General features: G+C 69.0%; 26 protein-coding genes. 3 read left to right on the top strand and 23 right to left on the bottom strand.

All coding sequences use genetic code 11. The features are described 5' to 3' along the window. The 9 genes from pheS to infC form a co-directional block, all read right to left on the bottom strand. Positions 1-1,041 (bottom strand): phenylalanine--tRNA ligase subunit alpha, encoded by a 1,041-nt coding sequence (gene pheS, locus AADV74_RS14120; protein ID WP_342115105.1) that lies wholly within the window; start codon positions 1,039-1,041, stop codon positions 1-3. A gap of 79 nt (positions 1,042-1,120) precedes the next feature. After that, positions 1,121-2,041 (bottom strand): amino acid ABC transporter permease, encoded by a 921-nt coding sequence (locus AADV74_RS14115; protein ID WP_342115103.1) that lies wholly within the window; start codon positions 2,039-2,041, stop codon positions 1,121-1,123. Beyond that, on the bottom strand, positions 2,038-2,685 hold the full coding sequence (locus AADV74_RS14110; protein WP_342115101.1) for an amino acid ABC transporter permease: 648 nt from the start codon (positions 2,683-2,685) through the stop codon (positions 2,038-2,040). Before AADV74_RS14110 ends, AADV74_RS14115 begins: the two co-directional genes overlap by 4 nt. 73 nt (positions 2,686-2,758) lie before the next feature. Continuing rightward, a complete protein-coding gene (locus tag AADV74_RS14105; protein ID WP_425287302.1) occupies positions 2,759-3,631 on the bottom strand; it encodes a glutamate ABC transporter substrate-binding protein in 873 nt (290 codons plus the stop codon). 60 nt (positions 3,632-3,691) lie between these two features. Beyond that, entirely contained in the window at positions 3,692-4,480 is a 789-nt protein-coding gene (locus AADV74_RS14100) for an amino acid ABC transporter ATP-binding protein (RefSeq protein ID WP_342115099.1), read from the bottom strand. 83 nt (positions 4,481-4,563) lie between these two features. Next, positions 4,564-5,364 (bottom strand): TrmH family RNA methyltransferase, encoded by an 801-nt coding sequence (locus AADV74_RS14095; protein WP_342115097.1) that lies wholly within the window; start codon positions 5,362-5,364, stop codon positions 4,564-4,566. 86 nt (positions 5,365-5,450) lie between these two features. Next, positions 5,451-5,834: a 50S ribosomal protein L20 gene (gene rplT, locus AADV74_RS14090; protein WP_055825341.1), complete on the bottom strand. Its 384-nt coding sequence runs from the start codon at positions 5,832-5,834 to the stop codon at positions 5,451-5,453. Positions 5,835-5,863: 29 nt separating this feature from the next. After that, a complete protein-coding gene (gene rpmI / locus AADV74_RS14085) occupies positions 5,864-6,058 on the bottom strand; it encodes a 50S ribosomal protein L35 (RefSeq protein ID WP_055825339.1) in 195 nt (64 codons plus the stop codon). Then, entirely contained in the window at positions 6,051-6,695 is a 645-nt protein-coding gene (gene infC / locus AADV74_RS14080; RefSeq protein WP_082468220.1) for a translation initiation factor IF-3, read from the bottom strand. Before infC ends, rpmI begins: the two co-directional genes overlap by 8 nt. 207 nt (positions 6,696-6,902) lie before the next feature. Here infC and AADV74_RS14075 point away from each other — a divergent pair, with 207 nt between their 5' ends. Then, positions 6,903-7,277 (top strand): DUF1844 domain-containing protein, encoded by a 375-nt coding sequence (locus AADV74_RS14075; protein WP_342115091.1) that lies wholly within the window; start codon positions 6,903-6,905, stop codon positions 7,275-7,277. A 38-nt stretch (positions 7,278-7,315) separates the two neighbouring features. Here AADV74_RS14075 and AADV74_RS14070 read toward each other — a convergent pair whose 3' ends face one another. From AADV74_RS14070 to AADV74_RS14035, 8 genes are all read right to left on the bottom strand, one after another. Continuing rightward, positions 7,316-8,104, bottom strand: coding sequence for a DNA-formamidopyrimidine glycosylase family protein (locus AADV74_RS14070; RefSeq protein WP_342115089.1), 789 nt, complete (start codon positions 8,102-8,104; stop codon positions 7,316-7,318). 16 nt (positions 8,105-8,120) lie between these two features. Continuing rightward, entirely contained in the window at positions 8,121-12,668 is a 4,548-nt protein-coding gene (locus AADV74_RS14065; protein ID WP_342115087.1) for an ATP-dependent helicase, read from the bottom strand. Between the two features lie 90 nt (positions 12,669-12,758). After that, a complete protein-coding gene (locus AADV74_RS14060; RefSeq protein WP_342115086.1) occupies positions 12,759-13,583 on the bottom strand; it encodes an SseB family protein in 825 nt (274 codons plus the stop codon). Then, a complete protein-coding gene (priA, locus tag AADV74_RS14055; RefSeq protein ID WP_342115085.1) occupies positions 13,567-14,313 on the bottom strand; it encodes a bifunctional 1-(5-phosphoribosyl)-5-((5-phosphoribosylamino)methylideneamino)imidazole-4-carboxamide isomerase/phosphoribosylanthranilate isomerase PriA in 747 nt (248 codons plus the stop codon). The genes AADV74_RS14060 and priA overlap by 17 nt, the downstream gene beginning before the upstream one ends. A 78-nt stretch (positions 14,314-14,391) precedes the next feature. Next, positions 14,392-15,024 (bottom strand): imidazole glycerol phosphate synthase subunit HisH, encoded by a 633-nt coding sequence (gene hisH / locus AADV74_RS14050; protein WP_342115084.1) that lies wholly within the window; start codon positions 15,022-15,024, stop codon positions 14,392-14,394. Next, positions 15,021-15,632, bottom strand: a complete 612-nt coding sequence (hisB, locus tag AADV74_RS14045) for an imidazoleglycerol-phosphate dehydratase HisB (protein WP_342115083.1) — start codon at positions 15,630-15,632, stop codon at positions 15,021-15,023. Before hisB ends, hisH begins: the two co-directional genes overlap by 4 nt. 2 nt (positions 15,633-15,634) lie before the next feature. Further along, positions 15,635-16,720 carry a histidinol-phosphate transaminase gene (locus tag AADV74_RS14040; protein WP_342115082.1) on the bottom strand — a complete coding sequence of 362 codons (1,086 nt, stop codon included), beginning with the start codon at positions 16,718-16,720 and terminating at the stop codon, positions 15,635-15,637. Between the two features lie 52 nt (positions 16,721-16,772). Beyond that, complete coding sequence (locus AADV74_RS14035) at positions 16,773-17,129, bottom strand: LysM peptidoglycan-binding domain-containing protein (protein WP_342115081.1); 357 nt, start codon at positions 17,127-17,129, stop codon at positions 16,773-16,775. 264 nt (positions 17,130-17,393) lie between these two features. On the opposite strand from AADV74_RS14035, the gene lexA reads away from it, so the two are divergent. After that, on the top strand, positions 17,394-18,107 hold the full coding sequence (gene lexA / locus AADV74_RS14030; RefSeq protein ID WP_342115080.1) for a transcriptional repressor LexA: 714 nt from the start codon (positions 17,394-17,396) through the stop codon (positions 18,105-18,107). A 106-nt stretch (positions 18,108-18,213) separates the two neighbouring features. On the opposite strand, the gene metE is transcribed toward lexA, so the two are convergent. The 3 genes from metE to hflX form a co-directional block, all read right to left on the bottom strand. Then, positions 18,214-20,550: a 5-methyltetrahydropteroyltriglutamate--homocysteine S-methyltransferase gene (gene metE, locus AADV74_RS14025; protein WP_342115079.1), complete on the bottom strand. Its 2,337-nt coding sequence runs from the start codon at positions 20,548-20,550 to the stop codon at positions 18,214-18,216. Beyond that, positions 20,547-21,521: a methylenetetrahydrofolate reductase gene (locus tag AADV74_RS14020; protein ID WP_342115077.1), complete on the bottom strand. Its 975-nt coding sequence runs from the start codon at positions 21,519-21,521 to the stop codon at positions 20,547-20,549. The genes metE and AADV74_RS14020 overlap by 4 nt, the downstream gene beginning before the upstream one ends. 183 nt (positions 21,522-21,704) lie before the next feature. Continuing rightward, positions 21,705-23,255 (bottom strand): GTPase HflX, encoded by a 1,551-nt coding sequence (gene hflX / locus AADV74_RS14015; RefSeq protein WP_342115075.1) that lies wholly within the window; start codon positions 23,253-23,255, stop codon positions 21,705-21,707. 61 nt (positions 23,256-23,316) lie between these two features. Between hflX and AADV74_RS14010 the strand changes: the two genes are divergently transcribed. Further along, positions 23,317-23,925 (top strand): class I SAM-dependent methyltransferase, encoded by a 609-nt coding sequence (locus tag AADV74_RS14010; RefSeq protein WP_342115073.1) that lies wholly within the window; start codon positions 23,317-23,319, stop codon positions 23,923-23,925. A 110-nt stretch (positions 23,926-24,035) separates the two neighbouring features. Here AADV74_RS14010 and AADV74_RS14005 read toward each other — a convergent pair whose 3' ends face one another. The 3 genes from AADV74_RS14005 to AADV74_RS13995 all read right to left on the bottom strand — a co-directional run bounded on the left by AADV74_RS14005 (position 24,036) and on the right by AADV74_RS13995 (position 26,670). Beyond that, positions 24,036-24,824 carry an alpha/beta fold hydrolase gene (locus AADV74_RS14005; protein ID WP_342115071.1) on the bottom strand — a complete coding sequence of 263 codons (789 nt, stop codon included), beginning with the start codon at positions 24,822-24,824 and terminating at the stop codon, positions 24,036-24,038. Further along, positions 24,821-25,444, bottom strand: a complete 624-nt coding sequence (locus tag AADV74_RS14000) for an isochorismatase family protein (RefSeq protein ID WP_342115069.1) — start codon at positions 25,442-25,444, stop codon at positions 24,821-24,823. The genes AADV74_RS14005 and AADV74_RS14000 overlap by 4 nt, the downstream gene beginning before the upstream one ends. 71 nt (positions 25,445-25,515) lie before the next feature. Further along, a complete protein-coding gene (locus AADV74_RS13995) occupies positions 25,516-26,670 on the bottom strand; it encodes a M20/M25/M40 family metallo-hydrolase (RefSeq protein WP_342115067.1) in 1,155 nt (384 codons plus the stop codon). Positions 26,671-26,678: the final 8 nt, after the last annotated feature.

The following is a 26,678-nucleotide window of genomic DNA, read 5'->3' as shown; positions in this document are numbered from 1 at the left end:
CTAGACCACCATTCCGAACTGCTGGCTGAACCGCACATCGCCCTCGACGATGTCGCGCATGTCCTCGACGTCGTTGCGGAACATGAGCGCGCGCTCGATGCCCATACCGAACGCGAAGCCCGAGTAGACCTCGGGGTCGATGCCCGCTGCCTTGAGCACATTGGGGTTGATCATGCCGCACCCACCCCACTCGATCCATCGGGCTCCGCCGACGAAGGTGGGGTGCCAGACGTCGAGCTCGGCCGACGGCTCGGTGAACGGGAAGTAGTTCGGACGCAGGCGGATCTTGGCGCCGTCGCCGAACAGCGTGCGGGCGAAGTGCTCGAGGGTGCCGCGCAGGTGAGCCATGGTGAGGCCCTTGTCGACGGCGAGGCCCTCGAACTGCGTGAACACAGGGGTGTGCGTCGCGTCGAGCTCGTCGGTGCGGAACACGCGACCGGGGGCGAGCACGTAGATCGGCACCTCGCGCTCGAGCATGGTGCGCACCTGCACGGGGCTGGTGTGGGTACGCAGCACGAGGTGCGCCTCGGGCGGATCGATGAAGAAGGTGTCCTGCATCGCGCGCGCGGGGTGGTCTGCGTCGAAGTTGAGCGCGTCGAAGTTGAACCACTCGCTCTCGAGCTCCGGTCCCTCGGCGATCTCCCAGCCCATGCCAACGAAGACATCGATGACCTGGTCCTGCAGAAGGGAGAGCGGATGCCGCGCGCCCGCGGACTGGCGCACCGCAGCGGCGGTGACGTCGACCCGCTCGGCCTCGAGGCGCGCAGTGGCCTCGGCCTCGACGATGGCGGACTCGCGGGCGGCGAAGGCCTGGTTCACCCGGCCGCGGGCCTGACCGACGAGCTTGCCGAGCGCGGCCTTCTGGTCGTTGGGGACGCTGCGCAGGAGACCGTTCAGGCGCGCGAGCGGAGACGACTCGCCCGTGTGCTCGGTACGGACCGTCTTGAGGGCTGCGGAGTCGGATGCTGCCTCGATGGCCGCAAGGGCCGCCTCGACGGCGGCATCGACGCTCGCCTCGGTGATTTCGGTGGGTTCAGACACGAGGCACAAGTTTACCGGCGCGACGCGGCGCACGGCGAACGGTGCGGCATCCGCTCATTGCGTTCCGGTTCGGAGGACCCTATTGAGAATCGGAGGCACGGGCCAGGGCGCTGGCCTGAGCCATGAGCACGGCCTGGTCGAGGTCGGGCGGTGGTCCGGCCCGCTTGCCTCTGCGGGTTCCCCCGCTCGCGGTGCGTCGTGACAGCCACCGGGCGAACCACGACAGGCTCAGATTCATGATCAGGTAGATCACGAGCGTGACGGCGAAAAGGGAGAACAGGTACCTGTTGCCGTAGAAACTGGCGAGGTTGTTCATCGTCGTTCGGATGAGCTCGTTGTAGCCGACGATGAAGCCGAGCGAGGTGTCCTTCAGCAGCACCACGAGCTGGGCCACGATGATCGGCAGCATCTGTCGGAAGGCCTGCGGGAACTCGACCAGCATGCGCGACTGGAGCGGCCGCATGCCCAGGCTGAGGCCCGCCTCGCGCTGGCCGCGTGGCAGGGACGCGAGTCCGGCGCGCAGAGCCTCGCCTATGAGGGCTCCGTTGTAGAGGATGAGCGCGATGACCACGGCCCAGAAGGCGCCGGTCGATGCGACGAGCAGGATGAAGAGCATCATCAGCAGCACGGGCATGCCGCGGAAGAACTCCAGCACGATCGTCGTCGGGATGCGTATCCAGGCCGTGGCTGCGCTCCGCAGCAAGGCGAAGACGACTCCGAGGGTGACGGCACCGACGGCGGCCACTCCTGCCGCCTGCAGGGTGGCGAGAGTGCCGCGCCAGATCGCACCCCACAGCTCGGGATCCGAGTAGATGTCCCAGCGACTCGGGTCGAACATGCCGGGAACCGTGATGCCGCCGGACTCCCGGGGTGCAGCGAGGATGCCGACCACCCAGGCGAGGGCGGCGAGGAGGACGAGGCCGCCGATGATCGACAGGATCAGGGACAACCGACGCCCTCGGGGACCCTGGGCGTCGAAGAGTACGTTCGATCCGCTCATCGCTGCACCATGACCCTGCGCTCGACGTGGGCGGCGAGGATGCCCAACGGGATGGTGATGACCAGGTAGAAGGACGCGACGCCCAGGAGCACGGCGATGACGGCATCCCCGTTGCCGTTGGCCAGCTCCTTGCCGACGGTGAACAGCTCGGCCACGAAGAAGCCGCCTGCGACTGAGGTGTTCTTGGTGAGAGCGATGAAGACGTTGATGAGCGGCGGGATCGTCATGCGGAAGGCCTGAGGGAGGATGACGAGACCGACGCTCTGTCCGAAGTTGAGGCCGAGACTGCGCGCGGCCTCGGCCTGCCCGATCGGCACACCGTTGATGCCCGATCGCAGCGCCTCCGCGACGAAAGGCGAGGTGTAGACGCTGAGCCCGATCGCTGCGAAGACGAGGTAGGAGAAGTCGGCACCGAGGTACGGGAGGATGATCGCGCAGAAGAACAGCACCAGGGTGAGCGGGGTGTTGCGCACGAGCTCGGTGTACACGGTCGCGAAGCCGCGCAAGGTGGTGACGGGCGAGATGCGCATCGCAGCGATGATCGTTCCGATGATCAGGGCCGCGATGCCCGAGACCGCCAGCAACAGGAGGGTGAGTCGGAAGCCGTCGAGGTAACGCGGCAGGTTGTCGATGACGACGTCCATGTCGGAGCCTCCCTCCTTTCGTTCAGTGTCGCGCGGGCGGACCGGTCACCCGGCCCACCCGCGCGGGATTCACTCAGTAGCGGTCGACTGCAGGCGGGTCGACGAACGGAAGCACCGTGCCGGCGGTGGACTCCCACGCCGCCTCGTAGGTGCCGTCCTCGTAGGACTCCTCCAGCGTGTCGTTGATGAAGTTCCTGAAGTCGGTGTCGTCCTTGGCCAGGCCGATGCCGTACGGCTCCTCGGTGAACGGCTCGCCGACCACCTTGAACTCGCCTTCGTTCTGCGCTGCGAGACCCGCGAGGATGACGTTGTCGGTCGAGACCGCCACGACCTTGCCGGAGCGGAGCGGCTCGAGGCAGTTGGTGTACGTGTCGGTGAGCACCGGCTCAGCGCCGATCTCGGCGAGCTTCGCCGCCGGAGTCGACCCCGTCACAGAGCAGACAGGCTGGCCCACGAGGTCGTCCTCGCTCTTGATGTCGTCATTGTCGGCGAGAGTCAGGATGGACTGACCGGCCAGGTAGTACGGCCCCGCGAAGGAGATGACCTCCTTGCGCTTGTCGTTGATCGTGTACGTCGCCACGACGATGTCGACCTGGCCGTTCTCGATGAACGGCTCGCGGTTGGCCGAGACGGTCTCGGTCCACTTGATCTTGTCCGGCGCGATTCCGAGCTTGGCCGCGATGATCTTGCCGATCTCGACGTCGAAGCCCTCGGGCGTGCCATCGGGGCCGACCAGACCGAACAACGGCTGGTCGAACTTGGTGCCGATCGTGATGGTGCCGGCCTCCGACAGCTTCTCCATGGTGGATCCGGCTGCGAAGGTCGGCGCTGCTTCCGGCGTGACTTCGGCATCGGATCCGCCGCCTCCGGCGCATCCGGCGAGGGCCAGCGCACTCGCTGCGGCAATCGCGACGAGCGACAGTCGTCTTGTGATTCTCATCTTCATCCTCTTCTCTGTGCTGTGATCTGCGTTCGATCGGGGGGTGTCGGTGGGCATCGTGCCGTGTCAGTGCTCCAGGATCTTCGAGAGGAAGTCCTGGGCCCGCTCGGAGGTCGGGTTGGTGAAGAACTGCTCGGGCGTCGCCTCTTCGACGATCTCGCCTTCTGCCATGAACAGCACACGGTCAGCGGCCTTGCGCGCGAAGCCCATCTCGTGGGTGACGACGATCATGGTCATGCCGTCTTTCGCGAGGCCGACCATCACGTCGAGGACCTCGTTGATCATCTCGGGATCGAGCGCACTCGTCGGCTCGTCGAGCAGGATCAGCTTGGGGTTCATGGCCAGCGACCTGGCGATGGCGACGCGCTGCTGCTGTCCCCCGGAGAGTTGGGCAGGCATCTTCTGGGCCTGGTTGGCCACCCCCACGCGTTCGAGCAGCTCCATCGCCTTCTCGACTGCCTGGCGCTTCGGAACCTTCTTGACCTTGATCGGTGCGAGCGTGACGTTCTCGAGCACCGACTTGTGGGCGAAGAGGTTGAACGACTGGAACACCATGCCGACGTCGGCGCGGAGTCTGGCCAGGTCTGCCCCCTCTTCCGGGAGCTTCACACCGTCGATCGAGATGGTCCCGCTGTCGATGGTCTCGAGTCGGTTGATGGCCCGGCAGAGGGTGGACTTGCCCGACCCACTGGGACCGATGACCACGACGACCTCGCCGCGGTTGACCGTCGTATTGATGTTCTTCAACACGTGCAGCTCGCCGAAGTGCTTGTCGACGTCCGAGACGACGACGAGTGGCTCACCTCGACGCACACTGATGTTCGACGTGGCCGGTGCCGCTTCGTTGTCCGCCATGTACCCCACTGTAGGGGGCAAGCCGTGGGGGGCACGGACGAAAGCGCCGGTCGGTTACGTGATCGTAACCGGGGCGTGACGCGTCAGGATCTGTGCGCGAAGGCCGATTCGTAGAGGCAGACGGATGCAGCGGTCGCGAGATTCATCGACTCGGCACTGCCGTAGATGGGCACCGAGACGGCACGGTCGGCCAGTGCCAGCTTGTCGTCGGGCAGGCCTCGCGCCTCGTTGCCGAACAGCCAGGCCGTCGGGGCGTCGAGGAGGCCCTCGTTACGCGCAGCCAGCAGGTCGTCACCCTTGATGTCTGCCGCGAGGATCTGGAGTCCGGCGGCACGAGCGCGGTCGCGCACGTCCTCGAACTCGACGTCGACGGCGATCGGCAGGTGGAAGATCGACCCTGTCGACGAACGCACGACCTTGGGGTTGTAGAGGTCGACGCTGCGCCCCGTGAAGATGACGGCATCGGCGCCGGCGGCATCCGCTGCCCGCACGATCGTTCCGGCGTTGCCCGGGTCGCGCACCTCCTCGAGGATGGCGATGAGGCGCGGCTCCGACGCGAAGATGTCCTTCACGGAGGTGGGGAACTGACGGCAGACGGCGATGAAGCCCTGGGGCGTGACGGTGTCGCTCATGGCGTCGAGCACCTGCTCGGTCACATACTCGACCTCGACGTCGGCGTCTTCCGCGGCCTGGGCGATGTCGTCGTAGCGCTCGAGGGCTGTGGGCGTGGCGAAGAGGTCGACCACGAGCTCGGGCTTGAAGGTGAGTGCCTCGGCGACGGCCTGCGGGCCCTCGAGGAGGAAGAGACCGCTGTCGACGCGAGCGGGCTTCTTGGCGAGCTTGGCGACAGCGCGGACACGGGGCGAGCGCGGGTTCTCCAGCATGGGAGCAAGTCTACCGATGGGATGCGAACGGCCCCGTCACCGCAAGGGTGACGGGGCCGTTCGAGGAATCGCTGAGCTGCTGCTGACTAGCGCGCGACCGGCGCGTTGACGTCGGCGGGAAGCGCCTTGCGGGCGGTCTCGACCAGAGCGGCGAAGGTGGCGGGCTCGTTCACGGCGAGGTCCGCGAGGATGCGACGGTCGACACCGACACCCGCGAGGCCGAGGCCCTGGATGAGACGGTTGTACGTGAGGCCGTTGGCACGCGAAGCCGCGTTGATGCGCTGGATCCACAGGCGACGGAAGTCACCCTTGCGGGCGCGACGGTCGGCGTAGCTGTAGACGAGGGAGTGGGTGACCTGCTCCTTGGCCTTGCGGTACAGGCGCGAACGCTGGCCGCGGTAGCCCTGGGCGCGCTCGAGGATGACCCGACGCTTCTTGTGGGCGTTGACCGCCCGCTTTACTCTTGCCATTTCTCTGTCTTCCTAACGTGTTGCGCGGCTCAGCGGCCGAGAAGCTTCTTGATGACCTTGGCGTCGGCCGGAGCCAGCACCTGGTCCTGGTTGAGGCGGCCCTTGCGCTTCGAGGCCTTGACCTCGAGGTTGTGGCGCATGCCGGCCTGCTGCTTCATGATCTTGCCGCTGCCGGTGACCTTGAAGCGCTTCTTGGACCCGGAGTGGGTCTTCTGCTTAGGCATTGTTTTCCTCCTGCTTGGACGCCGCCTTGGTGGCGGCCTTGTGTGCGTTGGCCTCGGCCTTTGCCTCTGACTTGTTCTTCAGAGGGCCGATGACCATGACCATGTTGCGACCGTCGATCATCGGAGTCGATTCGACAGAACCGAACTCCGCCACATCTTCGGCGAATCTCTGGAGAAGGCGCACGCCCTGATCGGGGCGGGACTGCTCACGGCCGCGGAACAGGATCATGGCTTTGACCTTGTCGCCGGCCTTGAGGAAGCCCACTGCGCGCTTCATCTTGGTTTCGTAATCGTGCTTGTCGATCTTCAGACGGAAACGAACCTCTTTGAGGATCGTGTTCGCTTGATTGCGCCGGGCCTCTTTGGCCTTCTGCGCTGCTTCGTACTTGAACTTGCCGTAGTCCATGATCTTGGCGACAGGCGGCTTGGAGTTGGGAGCAACCTCCACGAGATCGAGGTCGGCTTCCTGCGCAAGACGCAGGGCTGCCTCGATCTTGACGATGCCGACCTGCTCACCAGCTGGTCCCACGAGGCGGACCTCGGGAACGCGGATGCGGTCGTTTGTACGGGGATCGGTGATGCGAGTCTCCTCTAATCGTGCTTCAACGCTGTCGCGCGACGGGATGCCGCACGGCATCGAGAGGGGAAATCCACATAGTCCTCGCGTGATTCATCAGCACGCTGTACTACGGCACCCTGCCTACTTCCCCATCGTGAGACGAGGAAGCGGAGTGCAATCAACCCGGTAACCTAGTGAAGCGGTCAAGCGCGGGTGGGAGAATCTCCACTTTCGTTTCCGACCAGAAATGGCCGGAAGCCTGCATCAGTCTAGCAGAGGATTTCAGTGAGTCACAGTTCCGAGCACGTCAGCCCCTACGACGAGGCCGAGGACGCCTCCGTCGGCGCCACCCGCGATATCGCGGAGGTCCCGGCCGTCGAGGTCATCACGACAGCCGCTGTGCACCTCATGAGTGCAGCCGCCGTCAAGTGCGGTCTGGCCGACGATCCCGAGTCGCAGATGGACCTCGATGAAGCACGCAAGCTCATCACGGCCCTCGCCGGGCTCATCACGGCGGGTGCCCCCGAGATCAGCGACATGCATGCACGCAGCCTCCGCGACGGACTGCGATCGCTTCAACTCGCCTTCCGCGAGGCCTCGAGCATCCCCGACCCCATCGGCAAGGGCCCCGGCGAGAAGTGGACCGGGCCGGTTAACTAGCGATTCGACCGCGACTCCGTCGGGGCCTCAGCGAACGGCTAGGTCTGGCAGCGGGGGCACCACCAGGTCTCGCGCTGCTCGAGCTCGGTGCGACCGAGCTGACCGTGCTGGATGCGGGTCCCGCAGCGCCGGCATGGCTTGCCTCCGCGCCCGTACACCCAGAGGCGCTGGCCGTTGCGGTCCACGCCCGTGGTCGTGCGGGCGCTTCTCTCGGCGTTGACCGTGATGAGGCGATGGGCGAGCGCGACGATGCCTGCAGCATCCGGAACCTCGCTCATCGGACGCTGAGGGCGGATGCCGCGCAGGAAGCACAGCTCGTTCACGAACACGTTGCCCAGCCCGGCCAGGTTGCGCTGGTCGGCGAGGGCGACGGCGACGGGTACGTCGGGTCTCGCCATGAGGTTGGCGACGGCAGTGTCGGCGGCATCGGCGTTCCAGTCTGGACCGAGCAGGTCGGGGCCGAGGTGGCCGACGACCGTGTGCTCCTCGACGGTGGGAACGACTTCGAGAACTCCGAGCTCGAACCCGACGGCCACCCAGTCGGCCGTCTCGAGGATGATGCGGGCCTGAAACGCCGGGCGCTGCCACGACGTTCCGTGCCTGTAGAGGTGCCAGGCACCCTCCATCTTGAGATGCGAGTGCACGGTGAGGTCGCCAGCATGCAGCAGCAGGTGCTTGCCCCGGGCGACGACGTCGTCGACCGTGCGGCCGGTGAGGTCGACCGTGGCGAAGGCCGGAACCCTGATGTCGCTCAGGGTGATGATGTCGCCGGCGAGCGCCGCGTTCAGCGAACGGGCTGTGCGGAAGACCGTGTCACCCTCTGGCATGCTCGCCGATCGCCGATCAGACTCGAGCGCTGAGGCGGAGCCCGCGCGGAGTCTCGCTGAAGCCCGCTCCACGCAGGGCGAGCCCGGCGGGGGCTCCGAGCACGAACAGGCCGTTGACGGTCTCGACGGCGAGCTTGCGCATGCCTCCGCGTGACACGGCGGCGGCGAGCGAGGTGGCGGCGGCGGCGAGCACGGCCTCGTCGTCGGTGAAGGCCAGCATGGTCTTGCCTCCGCGCTCGACGTAGAGGGCGATGGTGCCGTCGACGAGCACGACGAGGGCGCCGGCCTTGCGCGCGGGCCGGTGCGTCGTTCCCTCGGGCAGGGCGGGCCACGCCAGCGCAGCGCCGAACGGGTTGGCCGGGTCCGTCGCGGCGAGGGTGAACGCGACCGGCGCCGGTGGCGTCGATCCGTCGTCGCGATCGACGTAGCTCCGGAGCCTGTCGACTGCCCCTGGAGCGGCGAACTGTGCGGCGCCGAGCTTGTCGACGAAGTAGCCGCGCCGACTGCGACCGGACTCCTCGAACTCGCGCAGGGTGCGGTAGACGAGAGCGAATCCGCCGATGACGCCCTCGGCGACGGCGGAGCCGCGGGTGACGACGCCGTACCGCTCGAGCAGCGTCTCCCCGAGTGCGTGTGCACGACGGGTGGCCGAGCTGTCGGGCAGAGGCAGGATCGACCAGCGACCGGCGACGGTGGGCGGCCCTCCGCGGCTGGGCATCTTCGCGCGCGGCAGCGCGCGGCCCCGGTGCATCCGAGCGCGGGGTGCCGCGCGTTGCGGTTTGTGGGCGCTGTGCCCGCCGGCCACGAGAGCGCGCACAGGGGCGAAGGTGTCGTTGGTGATGAGACCCGACCAGGTCAGTTCCCAGAGCGCATCGACGAGGGCCGAGTCGTCTTCCGAGCCCACGGCATCCGACAGCTGGCGGAAGAAGAACGCTCCCCCGGAGCCGAGGCTCGCGAGAACCTCACGCTGCAAGGGCGTCGTCTCGGCCTCGAGCGAGACGGGCAGGGTGAGGGCAGCGGTGTCGGCCAGGTGGAGGCTGATCCAGCCGTCGTCGCCCGCGAGCGCTCCAGAGCCGCACCAGACCACCTCACCTGTCGCCATCAGCTCGTCGAGCATCGCCGGGCTGTAGTCGGACACGCGTGCGGGGAACACCAGCGACTCCCATGCCGAGGCCGGCAGACGAGCACCCTCGAGCTGTTCGATGACGGATGCCACACCATCGAGCCCGCGCAGCCTGCCGCCGACGTGCTGCCAGACGGGAAGGAACCGGGCGAGGGCACGCTGCTCGACGGGCTCGATCTCGTGCCGGAGGGCGGCGAGCGAGCGGCGGCGGAGGCGGCGCAGCACCTCGGCGTCGCACCACTCCGCGGACGTTCCGTTCGGACGGAACTCTCCCTCGACGAGTCGGCGCGCGTCGACCAGCCGACGGAGCGCCGAGCGCGCGACCGCGATGCCGATTCCGAGCCTCTCGGCCACCTCTTCGGTGGCGAATGGTCCGTGGGTGCGTGCATAGCGGCTGATCAGGTCGCCGAGCGGGTCGGCGACGGCCTCGAGGTAGGCCTCGGGCACGCCCACCTGGATGGGAACGCCCAACGCATCGCGCAACCGGCCGACGTCTTCGATGGCGGCGAGTCGATCGGCTCCGGCGACGGCGGTGCGGATGATGCGCTTGGCGCGCAGAAGCTCCTCCACGTGCTCGGCCACATCGGGCAGCGTCTCCGCCGTCACGCGCGCACTGATCTCCTCGACCGACAGCGCTCCCAGGCCGCGCAGCAGATCGGCGATGCCCTCGATGCCCTTGGCCCGGCGATCAGGGGCGAGGCGCTGGAGTTCACGCTCGGTGTCGTCGATGACGGCGGGGTCGAGGAGTTCGCGAAGCTCCACCCGGCCGAGAAGCTCGGCCAGCAGGGTCGAGTCGATGGCGAGGGCCGCCGCCCGACGCTCGGCGAGCGGGCTGTCGCCCTCGTACATGAAGGCGCCGACGTAGCCGAACAGCAGAGTGCTCGCGAACGGACTCGGGGTATCGGTCGTCGTCTCGACCAGGCGGATGCCACGCGAGCCGATCTCACGTGCGAGCGAGAGCAGCGACGGCAGGTCGTAGACGTCTTGGAGGCACTCACGCAGCGTCTCGAGGATGATCGGGAACGTCGGGAAGGTGCGGGCGACGTCGAGCAGTTGTGCCGACTTCTGGCGCTGCTGCCAGAGCGGCGATCGCGTGCCGGGCCTGTAGTGCGGCAGGAGCAGCGCGCGGGCGGCGCACTCGCGGAAGCGCGAGGCGAACAGGGCGGATCCGCCGACCTCGTCGGTGACGAGCTGCTCGAGCTCGTCGGCCTCGAAGACGAACAGCTCGGCCCCGGGCGGCTCCACCCCGGTGTCCGGAATGCGCACGATGATGCCGTCGTCGCTGGCGATGGAGGCGCCGTCGATGCCGTGGCGCTCCCGCACGCGCGCGCTGATGGCGAGGGCCCAGGGAGCGTGCACGTTCATGCCGTACGGGGAATGCAGGATGACGCGCCAGTCGCCGAGCTCGTCGCGCACCCGCTCGACGACGAGGGTGCGGTCGGTCGGCACCTGGCCCGTCGCCGCGCGCTGGTCGGTGAGGAATGCGATGAGGTTGGTCGCGGCACGATCGTCGAGTCCGCCGGCACGGATGCGGCTTCTGGCGTCGGCATCCGTCGCCGAGGAGACGTCGCGCATGAACTCGCCGAGTGCCCGCCCGAGCTCGGCGGGCCGGCCCAGCGAGTCGCCCTTCCAGAACGGGAGCCGCCCCGGCTGGCCGAACGCCGGCGTGACGTTGACGCGGTCGTGGGTGATCTCCTGGATGCGCCAGCTCGTGGCGCCGAGCGCGAAGACGTCGCCGACACGGGACTCGTAGACCATCTCCTCGTCGAGTTCGCCGACGCGACGGCCCGTGAGCTCGTCGCCGCCGACGAGGAAGACGCCGAACATGCCGCGGTCGGGGATGGTGCCGCCGCTCGTGACGGCGAGGCGCTGGGCACCGGGGCGACCCGTGAGCACGCCGGCTTCGCGGTCCCACACGATGCGCGGCCGCAGCTCCGCGAACTGGTCGGACGGGTAGCGCCCGGCGAGGAGGTCGAGCGTGGCCTCGTAGGCGGAGCGCGGCAGCGCGGAGAACGGGGCGCTGCGGCGCACGATGTCGAACCAGCCGTCGACGCCCAGCTGGTCGAGGGCGACGGCGGCCACGGTCTGCTGGGCGAGGATGTCGAGCGGATTGGCGGGGATGTGCAGCGTCTCGATGGCGCCGGCCAGCATGCGCTCGGCCGTGACGGCGGCGTGCACGAGGTCGGCGCGGTGCTTGGGGAAGATGACGCCGCGGGAGACCTCTCCCACCTGATGTCCGGCGCGGCCGACGCGCTGCAGGCCGCTCGCGACGGACGGCGGCGACTCGACCTGCACGACGAGGTCGACGGCGCCCATGTCGATGCCGAGCTCGAGGCTCGAGGTGGCGACGACGCAGCGCAGGCGACCCGACTTGAGGTCGTCCTCGATCTCGGCGCGCTGCTCCTTGCTCACGGAGCCGTGGTGCGCTCGCGCGAGCAGCGGTTCGGCGCCCTGCATCTGGCCGGCCTGGCCCATGAGAGCTGCCGGTGGGGCGGCATCCGTCGTCTCGGATTCGCCCGTGCGTTCGGCGTAGATCTCGTTCAGCCGTGCCGTGAGCCTCTCGGCCAGACGTCGCGAGTTCGCGAAGACGATCGATGAGCGGTTCTCGAGCACGCGGTCGACGATCGCCTCTTCGACGTGCGGCCAGATGGACCCCGTCTGCGGCGTGGCGCTCGAGGTCGCCCCCTCGCGCTCGGGCGCCGGTGGCAGGTCTGCCATGTCGTCGACGGGGACGACGACCCTCAAGTCGAACCGCTTCTCCGATGCCGGCGCGACGATCTCGACGGGGGCGCTCGCACAGAGGAACCGCGCCACCTCCTCGGGCGGCCGCACTGTGGCGGAGAGCCCGATGCGTTGCGCCGGCTTCTCGAGGAGCTCGTCGAGCCTCTCGAGCGAGACGGCGAGATGGGCCCCGCGCTTGGTGCCGGCGACGGCGTGGATCTCGTCGACGATGACGGTCTCGACCGTGCGCAGGGTGTCGCGCGCGGCCGAGGTGAGCATGAGGAAAAGCGATTCGGGAGTCGTGATGAGGATGTCTGGCGGCGACTTCTGCAGGGTGCGGCGATCGGATGCCGGAGTGTCACCCGAGCGCACACCGACACTGACGTGCGGCGGCTCGATGCCCAGCCTGTCGGCGACACGGGCGATGCCGACCAGGGGTGCCCGCAGGTTGCGCTCGACGTCGACGCCGAGCGCCTTGAGCGGAGAGATGTAGAGAACGCGCGTGCCCGGCTGGTCGTCTGCCGCCTTCGCGTGCAGGGCATCGAGCGACGACAGGAACGCGGCGAGGGTCTTGCCGGAACCCGTCGGCGCGACGACCAGGGCGTGCGAGCCGCGACCGATCGCGTCCCACGCGCCGGATTGAGCGAGGGTGGGCGCACTGAAGGCCTCGTCGAACCACGTACGCGTGGCGGGCGAGAACCTGTCGAGGGCGGAACCCATGGTTCTATCCTGCCGTGACCCACCGACACATCGGATGGCCTCGCCTTCGCGCTGCGCGCAGGGTATCGTGCGGCCTCTCAGCGCTGCGGGTCAGCGTGATGCCACCAGCCGCACCTTCAGGGAGTCGACGGCAGTGGCGATGTGGTCGTCTGCGGCCCAGCGCTGCGCGAGTCGGCCGAGGATCGTGTCGAGCTCTCCACTGTCGAGACCGTCGACGAGTTCGAGTTCGACGACGAGCTCGGGCCCGACCAGGCGGGAATGCGGGTCGCCCGCGGCCAGCCTGACCCTGAGGACCGCGAGCTCGCTTCCGATCGCGCGCTCGAACGCCGCGGCCACCAGGGGCGACTCGAAGCTCGGCGTCCATGGCTGGCCCTGCGCGACGGCCCAGAGCGCCGGGCGACGGATGGCGAACTCGGTCTCCGATGTCGGGTCGAGGACGACGAGCTCGGTATCCTCGCTGGCGGCAGCGAGGGCGACGCGCACGCCGTCGGCCGGCACCGGACGCGCCGAGGGGTTCCACGCGGACATGGCGGCCACCGAGCTGAAGACGGGGAGCACGTTGCGGCCGTCGGGCCCGGCGACGGTGACGATGGCCAGCTCCTGGCTCTTGTCGACGATGTGACCGTGGTCGTTCACCCCGGCCTCCCCGAGCTGCGCGACGAGAGGGATGAGCAGGCGGGAGTCCCGCACGGCGTCGACCACCTCCGCCTGCCCGAGTTCGAGGGCCCGGAACCGTCGCAGCGCCTCGATCAGCCGCGGTGGCGCACTGCCGTCATCGGCCGAACTCGTGTTCGGCTCGAACGAACGACCGGCCCACGGTTGGCCGGCAGAGTCGGCGAGGTGGGCGGGAAGCGACGCTGCAGACTCGGGGAGCGACGGATGCCGCTCCCCGGGCCGGTCAGTCGGCTGCGACATCCAGCGCCTCGGCGAGGGTGAACGCTCCCGCGTACAGTGCCTTGCCCACGATGGCTCCCTCGAGACCAAGCGGCACCAGATCGCGGAGGGCCTTGATGTCGTCGAGGCTGGAGATCCCGCCGGACGCGACGACGGGTCGCTCCGTCTTCTCCATCACGAGCTTGAGCAGCTCGATGTTCGGTCCCTGCAGTGTGCCGTCCTTGGTGACGTCGGTCACGACGTACCGCGCGCAGCCGGCCTCCTCGAGGCGCTCCAGTACCTCCCAGAGGTCGCCGCCCTCGCGGGTCCAGCCGCGGGCGGCGAGCGTGGTTCCGCGCACGTCGAGGCCCACGGCGATGGCCTCGCCGTACTTCGAGATGACGTTCGCCGCCCACTCGGGGTTCTCGAGAGCCGCGGTTCCGAGGTTGATGCGCTTGGCCCCGCTGTCGAGGGCCGCCTCGAGAGAGCGGTCGTCGCGGATGCCGCCCGAGAGCTCGACGTTGATGCCGTGCATCTGCCTCATCACGCGGCGCAGCACGTCGAGGTTGTCGCCGCGGCCGAAGGCGGCGTCGAGGTCGACGAGGTGGATCCACTCGGCGCCCTGCGACACCCAGTCCTCCGCCGCCTGCACGGGGTCGCCGTAGTTGGTCTCGGTGCCGGCCTCGCCCTGGGTCAGGCGGACGGCCTTGCCATCGGCGACGTCGACGGCGGGAAGCAGCACCAGGCCGGGCGTGGAATGGAAGTCGCTCATGTCATCCTCGGTTCCTCGCGGCGTACGGCCGCGCGTTGATAGTACGCCCGGGTGGGCGAGGGGGTCGGCGGGCGGAGCTCAGTCGCGGAGCGATCCGATCCAGTTGCGGAGCAGGCGGATACCGGCCTCGCCCGACTTCTCGGGGTGGAACTGGGTGGCGGCCAGCGGTCCGTTCTCGACCGCCGCGAGGAAGCGGCCGCCGTGCTCGGCCCAGGTGACCTGGGGTTGCGGGAACGGGGGCATGACGTCGAGCGTCCAGGCCTGAGCGGCGTAGGAGTGAACGAAGTAGAACCTCTCGTCGCGGATGCCGTCGAACAGCACCGAATCCTCGGCGGCGTCGACGGTGTTCCAGCCCATGTGCGGCAGGACGGGGGCGTCGAGCTGGGTGACGACACCTGGCCACTCCCCCAGGCCCTCGCGGTCGACGCCGCGCTCGATGCCGCGCTCGAAGAGCACCTGCATGCCGACGCAGATGCCGAGCACCTTCCGGCCACCGGCGAGCCGGCGATCGATGAGTTCGTCACCGCGCACGGCCTTCAGGGCGTCCATGACGGCCGAGTACGCGCCGACACCGGGAACGAGGAGGCCGTCGGCATCCATCACGGCACGGCGATCGTGGGTGATCTCGACCTCGGCTCCGGCCAGCTCGACGGCCTTCGCAGCCGAGTGCACATTGCCCGAGCCGTAGTCGAGGACGACGACCTTCGTCACAGGGCTCCCTTGGTGGACGGGATGCCGACGACGCCGGCATCGAAGGCCTTGGCCTGGCGGAAGGCGCGCGCGAAGGCCTTGAACTCGGCCTCGGCGATGTGGTGCGGGTCGCGCCCGCGCACCAGCTCGAGGTGGACCGTGAGGCCGGCGGCGAAGGTGATCGCCTCGAAGAAGTGGCGCACCATCGATCCGGTGAAGTGGCCGCCGATGAGGTGGAACTCGAAGCCTGCAGGCTCGCCGAGGTGCACGAGGTAGGGCCGACCCGAGATGTCGACGACGGCCTGCGCGAGCGACTCGTCGAGGGGCACGAGGGCGTCGCCGTAGCGGGCGACGCCGCGCTTGTCGCCGAGGGCCTCGCGGATGGCCTGGCCGAGCACGATGCCCGTGTCCTCGACCGTGTGGTGCACGTCGATGTCTGTGTCGCCGCTGGCCCGCACGGTGAGATCGGTGAGCGAGTGCTTGGCGAAGGCCGTGAGCATGTGATTGAAGAACGGAACCGTGGTCTCGATGTCGCTCGTGCCTGTTCCGTCGAGGTTCACGGACAGGTCGATGTTCGATTCGCTCGTCGCGCGCACGGCACGGGCCGTGCGGGGGGCAGTCTCACTCATGCTCAGATCCTATTCGGCGCGTGGTCGGCGATGGCATCGAGGAAGGTCGTGGTCTCGGCCTCGGTGCCTGCGCTCACCCGCAGGGTGTGCGGGATGCCGACATCGCGCACGAGGATGCCGCGGGCCAGCAGCGCCTCGAAGACTGCGTTCGGGTCGTCGACCCCGCCGAACAAGACGAAGTTGCTCGAGCTGCGGAAGGCCTGGAAGCCGAGCTCACCGAGCCTGTCGACGATGCGGTCGCGTTGGACCCGGATGTCGTCGACCATGGCCAGCAGTTCCGGCGCGTGCGCGATGGCGGCGGTCGCTGCTGCCTGGGTGAGCGCGGACAGGTGGTACGGCAGCCGCACGAGGCGCAGCGCATCCGTCACAGCGGTATCGGCGGCGAGGTAACCCAGCCGCACCCCCGCGTAGGCGAATGCCTTGCTCATGGTGCGGGAGACGAGCAGGCGCGGCCGGCCGTCGAGCAGGGTGAGAGCACTGTCCTCACCGTCGTGCGCGAACTCGGCGTATGCCTCGTCGACGAGCACGATGCCGTCTGCGGCGTCGTACACGGCCGCGATGGTCTCGAGCGAGAGGGGGGTGCCGGTCGGGTTGTTGGGCGAACAGAGGAAGACGATGTCGGGCTTGTGCTCCAGAACCGCAGCAGCGGCGGACTCGGGCGAGAGCTCGAAGTCGGCGTCGCGCGCCGCGCCGATCCAGGCCGTGCCGGTGCCCGAAGCGAGCAGCGGGTACATCGAATAGGTGGGGACGAAGCCGAGCAGAGTGCGTCCCGGACCGCCGAAGGCCTGCAGGACGTGTTGCAGTACCTCGTTGGATCCGTTCGCCGCCCAGATCTCGTCGCGGGTGAGGCCGTGACCGAGGTAGCCGGCGAGGGCGTCGCGGAGAACGCTGAACTCGCGATCGGGGTAGCGGTTGACGCCCGGGATGACCTCGCCGATGGCCGCCAGGATGTCGGTGGCGACGGCATCCGGAATCGGATGCGTGTTCTCGTTGACGTTGAGGGCGACCGGCACGACCTTCTGCGGGGCGCCGTACGGGGTGCGCCCTCTCAGGTCGTCGCGGAGGGGGAGCTCATCGAGAGTCGTCACTCCATCAATCGTACCGGCGGCGTTCGCCGTGTTACGAAGCCGGCGCCCGCCCTCAGTACCGAGCCGGGATGGCCAGACGCTGACCGGGTTCGATCTCAGTGTCGTCGAGCTGGTTGAGGCTGACGATGTCGGCGATGACGTCGCGGGGATCGGCCGTGGGTGCCAGGGCCTCGGCGAGCTGCCAGAGCGACTGCCCGGACTCGACGGTGACGTAGGCGAAGGACTGCCCGGTCTGCTCGCCGCCCGCTGCGGCGATGCCGCCATTGAGCGCGAACACGAAGGCGCCGACCACTATCGGCAGAGCCGCGAGAGTGGTGAGAACGGCGCGGCCACGGCGGGTGAGGTGCAACCTGGTGCGGACGACAGGCAGCGCGGCGGGAGCGGCGGTGGTGTAGGCGTACGTGCTCATGGAGTCCTCCAGATGGTTTTCGCATCTGGCCCTCGGCCGGGAGGGCCAGATGCGAAGCTGTGTTCCGAATGTATCTTCGATTCTTCGAATACTCAAGCATTGTCTTCGTATGTGGAGAGAATTTCTTTCTCGACACACTCGAACAGATGTTTGTCGTACGCCATTCACCCGGATACAGTTCGAATGGCTGGTTGCAAGGCAATCAGCACCCACTGACACTCGTCGGCTGGAGGTTCGATCCGTGAAGAGAAGAAGGTGAGCGCAGTGGCCAACGACACAGAGTCGTCGAAGGACCGCGGGGCATCGGAGCGCGGTGGAACCCGCCGGCGCAAGAGTCTCAGCGCCAAGCAGCTCTCGATCCTCGAGGTCATCCAGCGGTCAGTGAGCCAGCGGGGCTACCCGCCGAGCATGCGCGAGATCGGCGACGCCGTCGGCCTGTCCTCTCTGTCGAGCGTCACGCACCAGCTCAACCAGCTCGAGCTCAGCGGATACCTCCGCCGCGACCCGAACCGCCCCCGTGCGCTCGAGGTGCTGATCGAGGTGCCCTCGACGGAGTCGAACCCCGCACCCGATGACGGCTACGCCTCCCCCGCTCCGATGGGCGACGCGGCCATGGTTCCCATGGTCGGACGCATCGCCGCCGGCATCCCCATCACGGCCGAGCAGCAGATCGAGGAGGTGTTCCCGCTCCCCCGCCAGCTGGTCGGGAAGGGCGAGCTGTTCATCCTCAAGGTCGTCGGCGACTCCATGATCGACGCCGCCATCTGCGACGGCGACTGGGTGGTCGTGCGCCAGCAGAACACGGCCGAGAACGGCGAGATCGTGGCGGCCATGCTCGACAGCGAGGCGACGGTCAAGGTCTTCCGCCAGCGCGACGGCCACACCTGGCTGCTGCCGCGCAACTCCGCCTACGAGCCCATCGTCGGCGACTACGCCGAGGTGCTCGGCAAGGTCGTGGCGGTTCTGAGGTCGGTGTAGGGCGTTTCTGGCTCCGTTTCGGACGCGGACTTCGTCCGGTCCTCAACGAGCGGTGCACTGAGCAGGCCCACCTCCAGAAGGAGGTGGGCCTTCTCGCATCCGTTCGCTAGACGGGACTGCCGACGGATGCCCGCACGCCGCGGGTGGCCTCGAGCATGTTGCGCAGCGACGCCACGGTCTCGTCGTAGCCGCGCGTCTTGAGCCCGCAGTCGGGGTTGATCCAGAGCTGGCGCTCCGGGATGCCGTCGAGGGCGCGCTCGATGAGCTCCGTGACCTCGGCGACGCTCGGTACCCGAGGAGAGTGGATGTCGTAGACACCCGGTCCGATGCCGTGATCGAATCCGCTCGCCTCGAGGTCGACGACCACCTCCATGCGGCTGCGCGCGGCCTCGATGCTGGTCACGTCGGCATCGAGGCCACGGATGGCGTCGATGATCACCCCGAACTCCGAGTAGCAGAGGTGGGTATGGATCTGAGTGGCGGCGGCGACGCCGGCCGTCGCGAGCCTGAACGACCCGACCGACCAGTCGAGGTAGTCGGCCTGGCGGTCGCGCTCGAGCGGTAGAAGTTCGCGCAGCGCAGGCTCGTCGACCTGGACGATGGCGATGCCCGCGGCCTCGAGATCGGCGATCTCGTCGCGGAGAGCGAGGGCCACCTGACGGGCTGTATCACCCAGCGGCTGGTCGTCGCGCACGAACGACCACGCCAGGATCGTCACGGGGCCGGTGAGCATGCCCTTGACCGGCTTGGACGTGAGCGACTGCGTGTAGGCCGACCACTCGACGGTGATGGGCTTCGGGCGTGAGACGTCGCCCCACAGGATCGACGGGCGCGTGCAGCGTGAGCCGTATGACTGCACCCAGCCGTGCTCGGTGACGTCGAAGCCGTCGAGGTTCTCGGCGAAGTACTGCACCATGTCGTTGCGCTCCGGCTCGCCGTGCACGAGCACGTCGAGTCCGATCTCCTCCTGCAGCGCGACGACGCGGGCGATCTCGGCGCGCATCTCGGCCACGTAGTCGGCCTCGCTCAGCTCGCCACGACCGAGTGCGGCTCGGGCTCGGCGGATCTCGCCGGTCTGAGGGAACGAACCGATCGTCGTCGTCGGCAGCGGCGGCAGGTCGAGGGCCTGCTGCTGCGCTGCGACCCGCACCTCGTAGTCGTCGCGGGCGAAGTCGACGTCGGACAGCACGGCGGCGCGAGCGCGCACGGCGCCATCACGCACCCCGGAAGCGGAGAGACGCTGGGCGAGGGCGACGGATGCCGCATCCAGCGCGTCGGCGATGGCGGGGCGGCCGTCGATCAGCCCAGCGGCCAGCGTGGCGACCTGCTCGACCTTCTGGTCGGCGAAGGCGAGCCACCCGCTCAGGTGGCCGAGCTTCGTCTCGTCGTCGACGTCATGGGGCACGTGCTGCAGCGAGGTGGATGTGGACACGGCCACGGACGGCGAGAGCTCGAAGGCCGCCGCAGCACTCTCGAAGGCGCCGGCGAGGTCGCCGCGCCAGATGTTGTGGCCGTCGATGACGCCCGCGACGATGGTCTTGCCCGCGAGCGCCGTGCGAGCGGCATCCGTCAGCCCGATCGGAAGCGAACCACGCACGAGGTCGAATCCGATCGCCTCGACGGCGGATGCCGCCAGCACGTCGACGGCGTCACCGAGGCTGCCGTACGGGGCTGCGACGAAGATGGCCGGCCGCGAAGCCAGTCCTCCGAGCACCTCGTAGGCCCTCTCGAGGGCGTCGAGCTGTGCGGCACGCCCTACGGGAATGGACTCGTTGACCAGCCCGGGCTCGTCGAGCTGCACCCAGTCCGCTCCGGCGGCCGCCAGCCGCTCCAGGAGCTCGGCGTAGACCGGGAGCAGGTCGGCCAGGCGGCTGATCGGCTGGAAGCCGGCGGGAGCACCCGTGGCCGCCTTCGCCAGCAGCAGGAAGGTGACGGGGCCGACGAGCACGGGGCGGGTGATGAGCCCGGCGTCTTTCGCCTCGATGAACTGGCGCACGATGCGGTCACTGGCGAGCGAGAAGGTCGTCTCGGGGCCGATCTCGGGCACGAGGTAGTGGTAGTTGGTGTCGAACCACTTCGTCATCTCGAGCGGCGCGCGGTCTCCCTCGCCCCGGGCGAGTGCGAAGTAGCCGGCGAGGTCGATGGCTCCGTCGGCGTCGACGAGGTCGGAGAAGCGCGGGGGGATGGCGCCGACAGCCACGGCGGCATCCAGGACCTGGTCGTAGAAGGAGAACGACTCGGGGATGGCCGAGTCGGTGCGTCCGAGGCCGAGCTGAGCGAGCCGCTCGCGCGTGGCCGTGCGCAGGGCGGCGGCTGCGGCCTCGAGCTCGGCGGCGTCGATGCGCCCGGCCCAGAACGCCTCGACGGCCTTCTTGAGCTCGCGACGGCGACCGATGCGCGGGTAGCCGAGGATGGTGCCTGTCGGGAAGGCTGGCGTCGTCATGCGTTCTCCTTGATGGGTCCGTGGGCTGCGCGCGGAAGACGATCGAGGCGCTCGAGCACTTCGAGCACCGGGGTGTGCTTGTTGTGGGTGTACAGGTGCAGACCGGGCGCACCCGCTGCGATGACCTCAGCTGCGAGCTCCGAGAAGAAGGTGGTCGCGATCTCGCTGCGCCCCTCCTCTGTCGGTTCGATCTCGAGGGCGATGAGCAGCTCGTCGGGGGCGTCCTCCTCGGTGAGCTGGGCGATGCGCCGCAGTCGCGGAGCGCTCGCCGCCGGCATGATCCCGGGGAGGATGTCGATGCTCACGCCGCCCGCCCTGGCGCGCTCGACGAAGGCGAGGTAGTCGTCCGCCCTGTAGAACAGCTGCGTGATGGCGAGGTTCGCTCCCGACGCCTGTTTGGCCAGCAGGGCGTCGATCTCCTGCTGCGGACCGCGCGAGGTCGCGTGACCGTTGGGGAAGGCTGCGACGGCGACCCGCTCGGGGCGAGGGCGCGCGCGCAGCCGGGTGCCGCCCGGGGTGCCGCGCACGGCCTCCTGGCCGAAGGGCTCGCGTTCCTGCTGCACCCGGTGGATGAGCTGCACGAGCTCGGCGGCGCTCTGCAGGTCGCCGACGGTGAGCGGGGTGCCGTCGAGAGGCGGGTCGCCACGGAGGGCGAGGAAGCTCGTGATGCCTGCGTCGAGGAACTGCCTCACCAACCGGTTGGCCTCGACGGCCGAGGATCCGACGCAGGTGAGGTGGGCCATCGGCTGCACGCTCGTGTTCTCGAGGATGTAGCTGAGCACTGTGAGCGAGCGGTCACGGGTCGACCCGCCGGCGCCGAAGGTCACCGAGATGAACGCCGGGTCGACCTCGGTGAGCCTGTCGATGGTGCGACCGAGGGCGATGGCTGCGGCATCCGTTCGCGGCGGATACAGCTCGAACGAGACCGGCAGACGTGTCGCGCCGTCGGTGGGGGGAAGTTCGATAGCCATGCTGCCTCACGAAGGGATCTTCCCTCGACCAGCGGATGCTCGTCGAAGGTGAATCGGATCTGTCGCGGGCGGGTGCCGGGCTCGGCTGTCGCTCCTCGTGGGCTCACCCAGGCGAGCGTCACGTTTGCACAGAGCCTAGCCGGGGCCGCCTGAGCAGGAAAGAGTGTGACGCGGGGTGACTTCTCAGACCGCGGGAACGGCGGATGCCGACACCGCGGCATCGGGCACCCTGAACCCCGCCAGCTGGGCGGCGAACTCGGGGTGCACGAGGGCGCGCACCGTCGTTCCGTGCTCGGTGTGCTCGGTGGCGAGGACCCGGCCGCGCACGTGCAGGCTGGACACCAGTTCGCCGCGCTCATACGGGATGAGCAGCTCGACCTCGACGCTCGGATCGGGAAGCAGCTCCGCGATCTTCCGGAGGAGCTCGTCGATGCCCTCGCCCGATCGCGCAGACACGAAGACGGCGTTGGGCTCGAGTCCGCGCAGCACGAGGCGGTCGTCGTCGCTCACGAGGTCGGACTTGTTGAAGACCACGAGCTCGGGGATGTGGCGCGCCTCCACCTCGCCGATGACGTCGCGCACGGTCTGGATCTGGCCGGCCGGGTCGGGGTGGGAGGCGTCGACGACGTGCAGGATGAGGTCGGAGTCGGCGACCTCCTCGAGCGTGGACCGGAACGCCTCGACGAGCTGGTGCGGCAGGTTGCGCACGAAGCCGACGGTGTCGGCGATCGTGTAGAGCCGGCCGTCTTCCGTGGTGTTCTTGCGCACGGTGGCGTCGAGGGTCGCGAACAGGGCGTTCTCGACCAGGAGACCGGCCTTGGTGACGCGGTTCACGAGGCTGGACTTGCCGGCGTTCGTGTAGCCCGCGATGGCGACAGATGGCACGGTGTTGCGCTTGCGGTTCGCGCGCTTTGCCTCGCGTGCGGGCTTCATCGCGACGATCGACTTGCGGAGCTTCGCCATGCGGGTGTGGATGCGGCGACGATCGAGTTCGATCTTCGTCTCACCGGGACCACGCGAGCCCATGCCGGCGCCGGCACCACCGACCTGGCCACCGGCCTGGCGGGACATCGACTCACCCCAACCGCGCAGACGCGGGAGCAGGTACTCGAGCTGCGCGAGCTCGACCTGGGCCTTGCCCTCACGGCTGGTGGCGTGCTGGCTGAAGATGTCGAGGATGACGGCCGTGCGGTCGATGACCTTGACCTTCACGACGTCTTCGAGCGCTCGTCGCTGGCTGGGCGCGAGCTCGGTGTCAGCGATGACGGTGTCTGCGCCGAGCGAAGCGACGATTCCGGCGAGCTCGCGGGCCTTGCCGCTGCCGAGGTAGGTGCTGGGGTCTGGGTGCGGTCGACGCTGGAGCAGGCCGTCGAGCACTGTCGCGCCTGCGGTCTCGGCGAGTGCCGCGAGTTCGCGGATGGAATTCTCGGCGTCGGTCTGCGAGCCCTGCGAGTAGACGCCGATGAGCACGACGTTCTCGAGGCGCAGCTGACGGTACTCGACCTCGGTGACGTCTTCGAGTTCCGTCGAGAGACCGGCCACACGGCGCAGCGCCTGGCGATCTTCCCGGTCGAACTGGTCGCCGTCGGAGTCGACGCGGTGGGCGCGACCCTCGTCGTCCTGCAGCGCCTGCGCGGAGCCGCCGAAGATGGTGTAGCCGGCGCGCTGCTCGGCGCTGGCGAGGACGCGGGAGACGACGTCGTCGTCCGGCATCGTGGTATCGGGTTCAGTCATTGCTTCAATCCTATCGTTGCCCCATTGGCCTCGCTCAGCCCGGTCGGGTAGTTTCCCTCTCATGGCTTCAGAGCATTACTTCACGAATGACCCGTCGACCGAACTGAAGCCGAGGCAGATCACGGTGCAGTTGAGCGGGCGGGAGTTCACTCTCACGACGGCGGGCGGGGTGTTCAGTCCCGACCACATCGACGATGGCACTGCTGTGCTTCTCGACAACGTTCCGACTCCCCCGCAGACCGGTGATCTGCTCGATATCGGCTCGGGCTGGGGACCCATCGCGCTGACGATGGCCCTCGAGGCTCCCGATGCCACGGTCTGGGCCGTCGACGTGAACGATCGTGCCCTGGAGTTGGTGCGTCGGAACGCCGCTGCCGTCGGCGTCTCCAACATCAACGCCGTGCGGCCCGAGGATGTTCCCGCCAGACTGACGTTCTCGACCATCTGGTCGAACCCGCCCATCCGCATCGGCAAGGCCGAGCTGCACGCTCTGCTGCAGACCTGGATTCCGCGACTCGCTCCGGACTCCGAGGCCTGGCTCGTGGTGCAGAAGAACCTCGGGGCCGACTCCCTGCACAAGTGGATGAAGGAGGAGTTCCCCGACCTGGTCATCGCCCGCGAGGCCGTCGGCATGGGCTACAGGGTGCTGAAGTCTACGCACGCTCGTTGAACCGAGCCGCTCGCCGAGGGCCGAGCGAAGCGACCGCCCGACGCGCGCCCGGCACAGGAGATGCGTGTCGACCGCGGGCTTCGCCCGGGCCTCGACGAACGGGTGTGATGTCAGCCGAGGAACACCAGCGCCGCGTCCTTGAAGACGCGGGCCGTGAGGACGTTGATGTGATCCCGGCCGGGGATCGATGCGAACGCCGCTCTCCACTCGACCGCGAGTTCCGCGGCTCCCGCTCCGACGGGGTCGAGCTCTCCCACGACGATGAGCACCGGGATCTCCCCAGGTCGCAGCAGCGGGGCGCCGGTCATGCCCCGGATGCAGGCCAGCAGGACGGCGGGGTCGGCTCCAGCCGCCAGCGCGGGCCCGACGACGGCCCGCGCGATCGGGTTGCCGTCGAAGTCGGCCGTGCGCAGCATCCGTTCGTCGTCTCCACCCCGCCAGGTCGCGAAGACCTCGAGCGGGCCCGTACCGCCGAGCACGAGGCGACGGATGCTCGACGGCGCGAGCCGCGCTAACGCCGAGGCGATCCTGGCGCCCATCGAGTAGGCGACGACGTCCGCGATGGAGACGCGGGCCCCGTCGAGCACTGCGCGGAGGTCGGCGGCCTGCACGTCCGGGGCGTAGCGGGCGGCGTCGACGGGGCTGTCGCTGCGTCCGTGACCCCGCAGGTCGACGGTGATGACCTCGCGGCCGGCGCGCTGCAGGAAGCGCACCCACCCCGTGGCCTCCCACGTGACGCGTGGGTCGGAGGCGAAGCCGTGCACCAGGAGGATCGGCGGCTGCCCGGTGCCGGCGCCCCCGTCGCCAGCGGTGCCAGCGGTGCCAGCGGCGCCAGCGGTCGCACCATGAACGTCGTAGGCGATGCGGGTGCCGTCAGCCGACACGGCGAAGCGGGTCACGCGTCGGGTGCGCCCGGTGCGCCAGTCTCCCCCATCAGGGCCTCCGATGCCGTGATCTCGACGCCGACGTGCGCCAGCTCGGCGAGTGCCGCCGCACTGGAGTCGGGGGCGACACCGGCCACGAGGTCTGTGAGCACGCGCACGTGCTGGCCGTGTTCGACGGCGTCGAGCGCGCTCGCCCGCACGCAGTAGTCGGTGGCGATTCCGACGACGTCCACCGCTGTCACGCCGCGCGCCGTCAGCAGTTCCGAGACGGTCTCACCCTGCTCTGTCGTGCCCTCGAAGATGGAGTACGCGGGAACCCCCTGCCCCTTGCGCACGTGAACGTCGATTCCGTCGGTGGCGAGGTCGGGGTGGTATTCGGCGCCGGCGGTGCCCGAGACACAGTGCGACGGCCAGGTGTCGACGAAGTCGGGAGCGCCATCCGTCGCGAAGTGTCCGCCGTTGTCGTTGCCGCCGTCGTGCCAGTCGCGTGAGGCGAACACCACGTCGTAGGCATCCGGATGCCGTTCCAGCAGCGCGCTCACTCCGGCCGCGACGGCGGCACCGCCGTCGACGCCCAGGGCGCCGCCCTCGGTGAAGTCGTTCTGCACGTCGATGATGAACAGTGCCCGTGTCACGTCAGCCTCCTGATGCTCGTCCTTCGATTATCGCGCGAGAGCCGGCGAGAGGCACCCGTCGCGCCTTCGACTCACGAGCAGAAGTCGGCGATCGAGCGCTCCAGCACGGCGGCGAGCCGTTGCACGGAGGCGAGATCGAGCCATTCGTCAGGCGCGTGGGCGCCGCCGCCGTCGACGCCGAACAGCACTGTGGGGATGCCAGCTTCAGCGAGGAGTCCGGCGTCGGTCCACCACGGGTCGCCCTGCAGCTCGACTGCCGTCCCCGTCGCCTGGAGAACGGCATCGCTCACGACTCGTTGGATCGGGGCATCCGTCGGCGTCTCGAACGCCCCTCGGGACACCAGCTCGGTCAGGTCCCACCGGATGCCGTCGGCCGCGGCGACGGACGCGAGCGCGGCCTCGATCTCCCGGCGCACCGCGGCCGGGGTCTCGCCGGGCAGGGTGCGGCGTTCGATGGTCAGGCGCGCGTGGGCGGCGACTGTCGCGGCGTCGCTTCCAGCGACGATCGTCGCGACGCGCACCGTCGATCGGGGAAGCATCGGATGAGCGGCGCGGGCGGCCAGTTCGGCGTCGAGGGAACGCAGCGCCAGCAGCACGTCGGTGGCGTGAGAGATCGCGTCGACGCCCAGCTCGGGTTGGGAACCGTGGGCGGGAACGCCGGTGATCGCCAGGGTGAACCACGCGAAGCCGCGGTGCGCCACGGTGAGCCGTGACCCGGTCGGCTCCACGACGATGGCCCCGTCGGCACGGATGCCGCGCTCGGCGATGGCGAGGAGGGAGTCCTCGGTACCCACCGACGCGAACTCCTCGTCGGCCACGAGGGTGAGCACGACGTCGCCCCGCAGACCGGACCCGCTGGCCCGACTCGCGGCGATCATCGCCGCCGCTGCACCGCTCTTCATGTCGTAGACGCCGCGACCGAGCATCCGTCCCTCGGCGATCCGCGCGTCGAACGGGTCTCCGGTGAATCCGTCGACGCCAACGGTGTCGAGATGCCCGTTGACGAGAAGGGTGCGCCCGCCGCCGCTGCCTGCCGCGACGGCCAGCACGCTCGGACGGCTCGCATCGCGGCCGATCAGCCACACCTCGAATCCGCGGGCGGCCAGCCAGCCGGCGGCGAACCGCGCGACGGCGGCCTCTCCGGCACCGCCGCCGCCGAGCGACGGGTTGACCGACGGGATCGCTACGAGCTCCCGCACGAGGTCGATCAGTTCGTCATCGCCCACGGATCAGC

The organism is Leifsonia stereocauli, from assembly GCF_038432415.1.
Lineage (GTDB): Bacteria > Actinomycetota > Actinomycetes > Actinomycetales > Microbacteriaceae > Orlajensenia > Orlajensenia stereocauli.
This window is presented reverse-complemented; position numbering and strand designations above follow the sequence as displayed.

What these genes read in the sequence shown, in the direction of transcription:
- AADV74_RS14115 (WP_342115103.1), bottom strand. Translation starts at nt 2,041, where the DNA reads ATGAGCGGATCGAACGTACTCTTCGACGCCCAGGGTCCCCGAGGGCGT.
- AADV74_RS14110 (WP_342115101.1), bottom strand. Translation starts at nt 2,685, where the DNA reads ATGGACGTCGTCATCGACAACCTGCCGCGTTACCTCGACGGCTTCCGA.
- AADV74_RS14105 (WP_425287302.1), bottom strand. Translation starts at nt 3,631, where the DNA reads ATGAAGATGAGAATCACAAGACGACTGTCGCTCGTCGCGATTGCCGCA.
- AADV74_RS14100 (WP_342115099.1), bottom strand. Translation starts at nt 4,480, where the DNA reads ATGGCGGACAACGAAGCGGCACCGGCCACGTCGAACATCAGTGTGCGT.
- AADV74_RS14095 (WP_342115097.1), bottom strand. Translation starts at nt 5,364, where the DNA reads ATGCTGGAGAACCCGCGCTCGCCCCGTGTCCGCGCTGTCGCCAAGCTC.
- rplT (WP_055825341.1), bottom strand. Translation starts at nt 5,834, where the DNA reads ATGGCAAGAGTAAAGCGGGCGGTCAACGCCCACAAGAAGCGTCGGGTC.
- rpmI (WP_055825339.1), bottom strand. Translation starts at nt 6,058, where the DNA reads ATGCCTAAGCAGAAGACCCACTCCGGGTCCAAGAAGCGCTTCAAGGTC.
- infC (WP_082468220.1), bottom strand. Translation starts at nt 6,695, where the DNA reads ATGCCGTGCGGCATCCCGTCGCGCGACAGCGTTGAAGCACGATTAGAG.
- AADV74_RS14070 (WP_342115089.1), bottom strand. Translation starts at nt 8,104, where the DNA reads ATGCCAGAGGGTGACACGGTCTTCCGCACAGCCCGTTCGCTGAACGCG.
- AADV74_RS14065 (WP_342115087.1), bottom strand. Translation starts at nt 12,668, where the DNA reads ATGGGTTCCGCCCTCGACAGGTTCTCGCCCGCCACGCGTACGTGGTTC.
- AADV74_RS14060 (WP_342115086.1), bottom strand. Translation starts at nt 13,583, where the DNA reads ATGTCGCAGCCGACTGACCGGCCCGGGGAGCGGCATCCGTCGCTCCCC.
- priA (WP_342115085.1), bottom strand. Translation starts at nt 14,313, where the DNA reads ATGAGCGACTTCCATTCCACGCCCGGCCTGGTGCTGCTTCCCGCCGTC.
- hisB (WP_342115083.1), bottom strand. Translation starts at nt 15,632, where the DNA reads ATGAGTGAGACTGCCCCCCGCACGGCCCGTGCCGTGCGCGCGACGAGC.
- AADV74_RS14035 (WP_342115081.1), bottom strand. Translation starts at nt 17,129, where the DNA reads ATGAGCACGTACGCCTACACCACCGCCGCTCCCGCCGCGCTGCCTGTC.
- metE (WP_342115079.1), bottom strand. Translation starts at nt 20,550, where the DNA reads ATGACGACGCCAGCCTTCCCGACAGGCACCATCCTCGGCTACCCGCGC.
- AADV74_RS14020 (WP_342115077.1), bottom strand. Translation starts at nt 21,521, where the DNA reads ATGGCTATCGAACTTCCCCCCACCGACGGCGCGACACGTCTGCCGGTC.
- hflX (WP_342115075.1), bottom strand. Translation starts at nt 23,255, where the DNA reads ATGACTGAACCCGATACCACGATGCCGGACGACGACGTCGTCTCCCGC.
- AADV74_RS14010 (WP_342115073.1), top strand. Translation starts at nt 23,317, where the DNA reads ATGGCTTCAGAGCATTACTTCACGAATGACCCGTCGACCGAACTGAAG.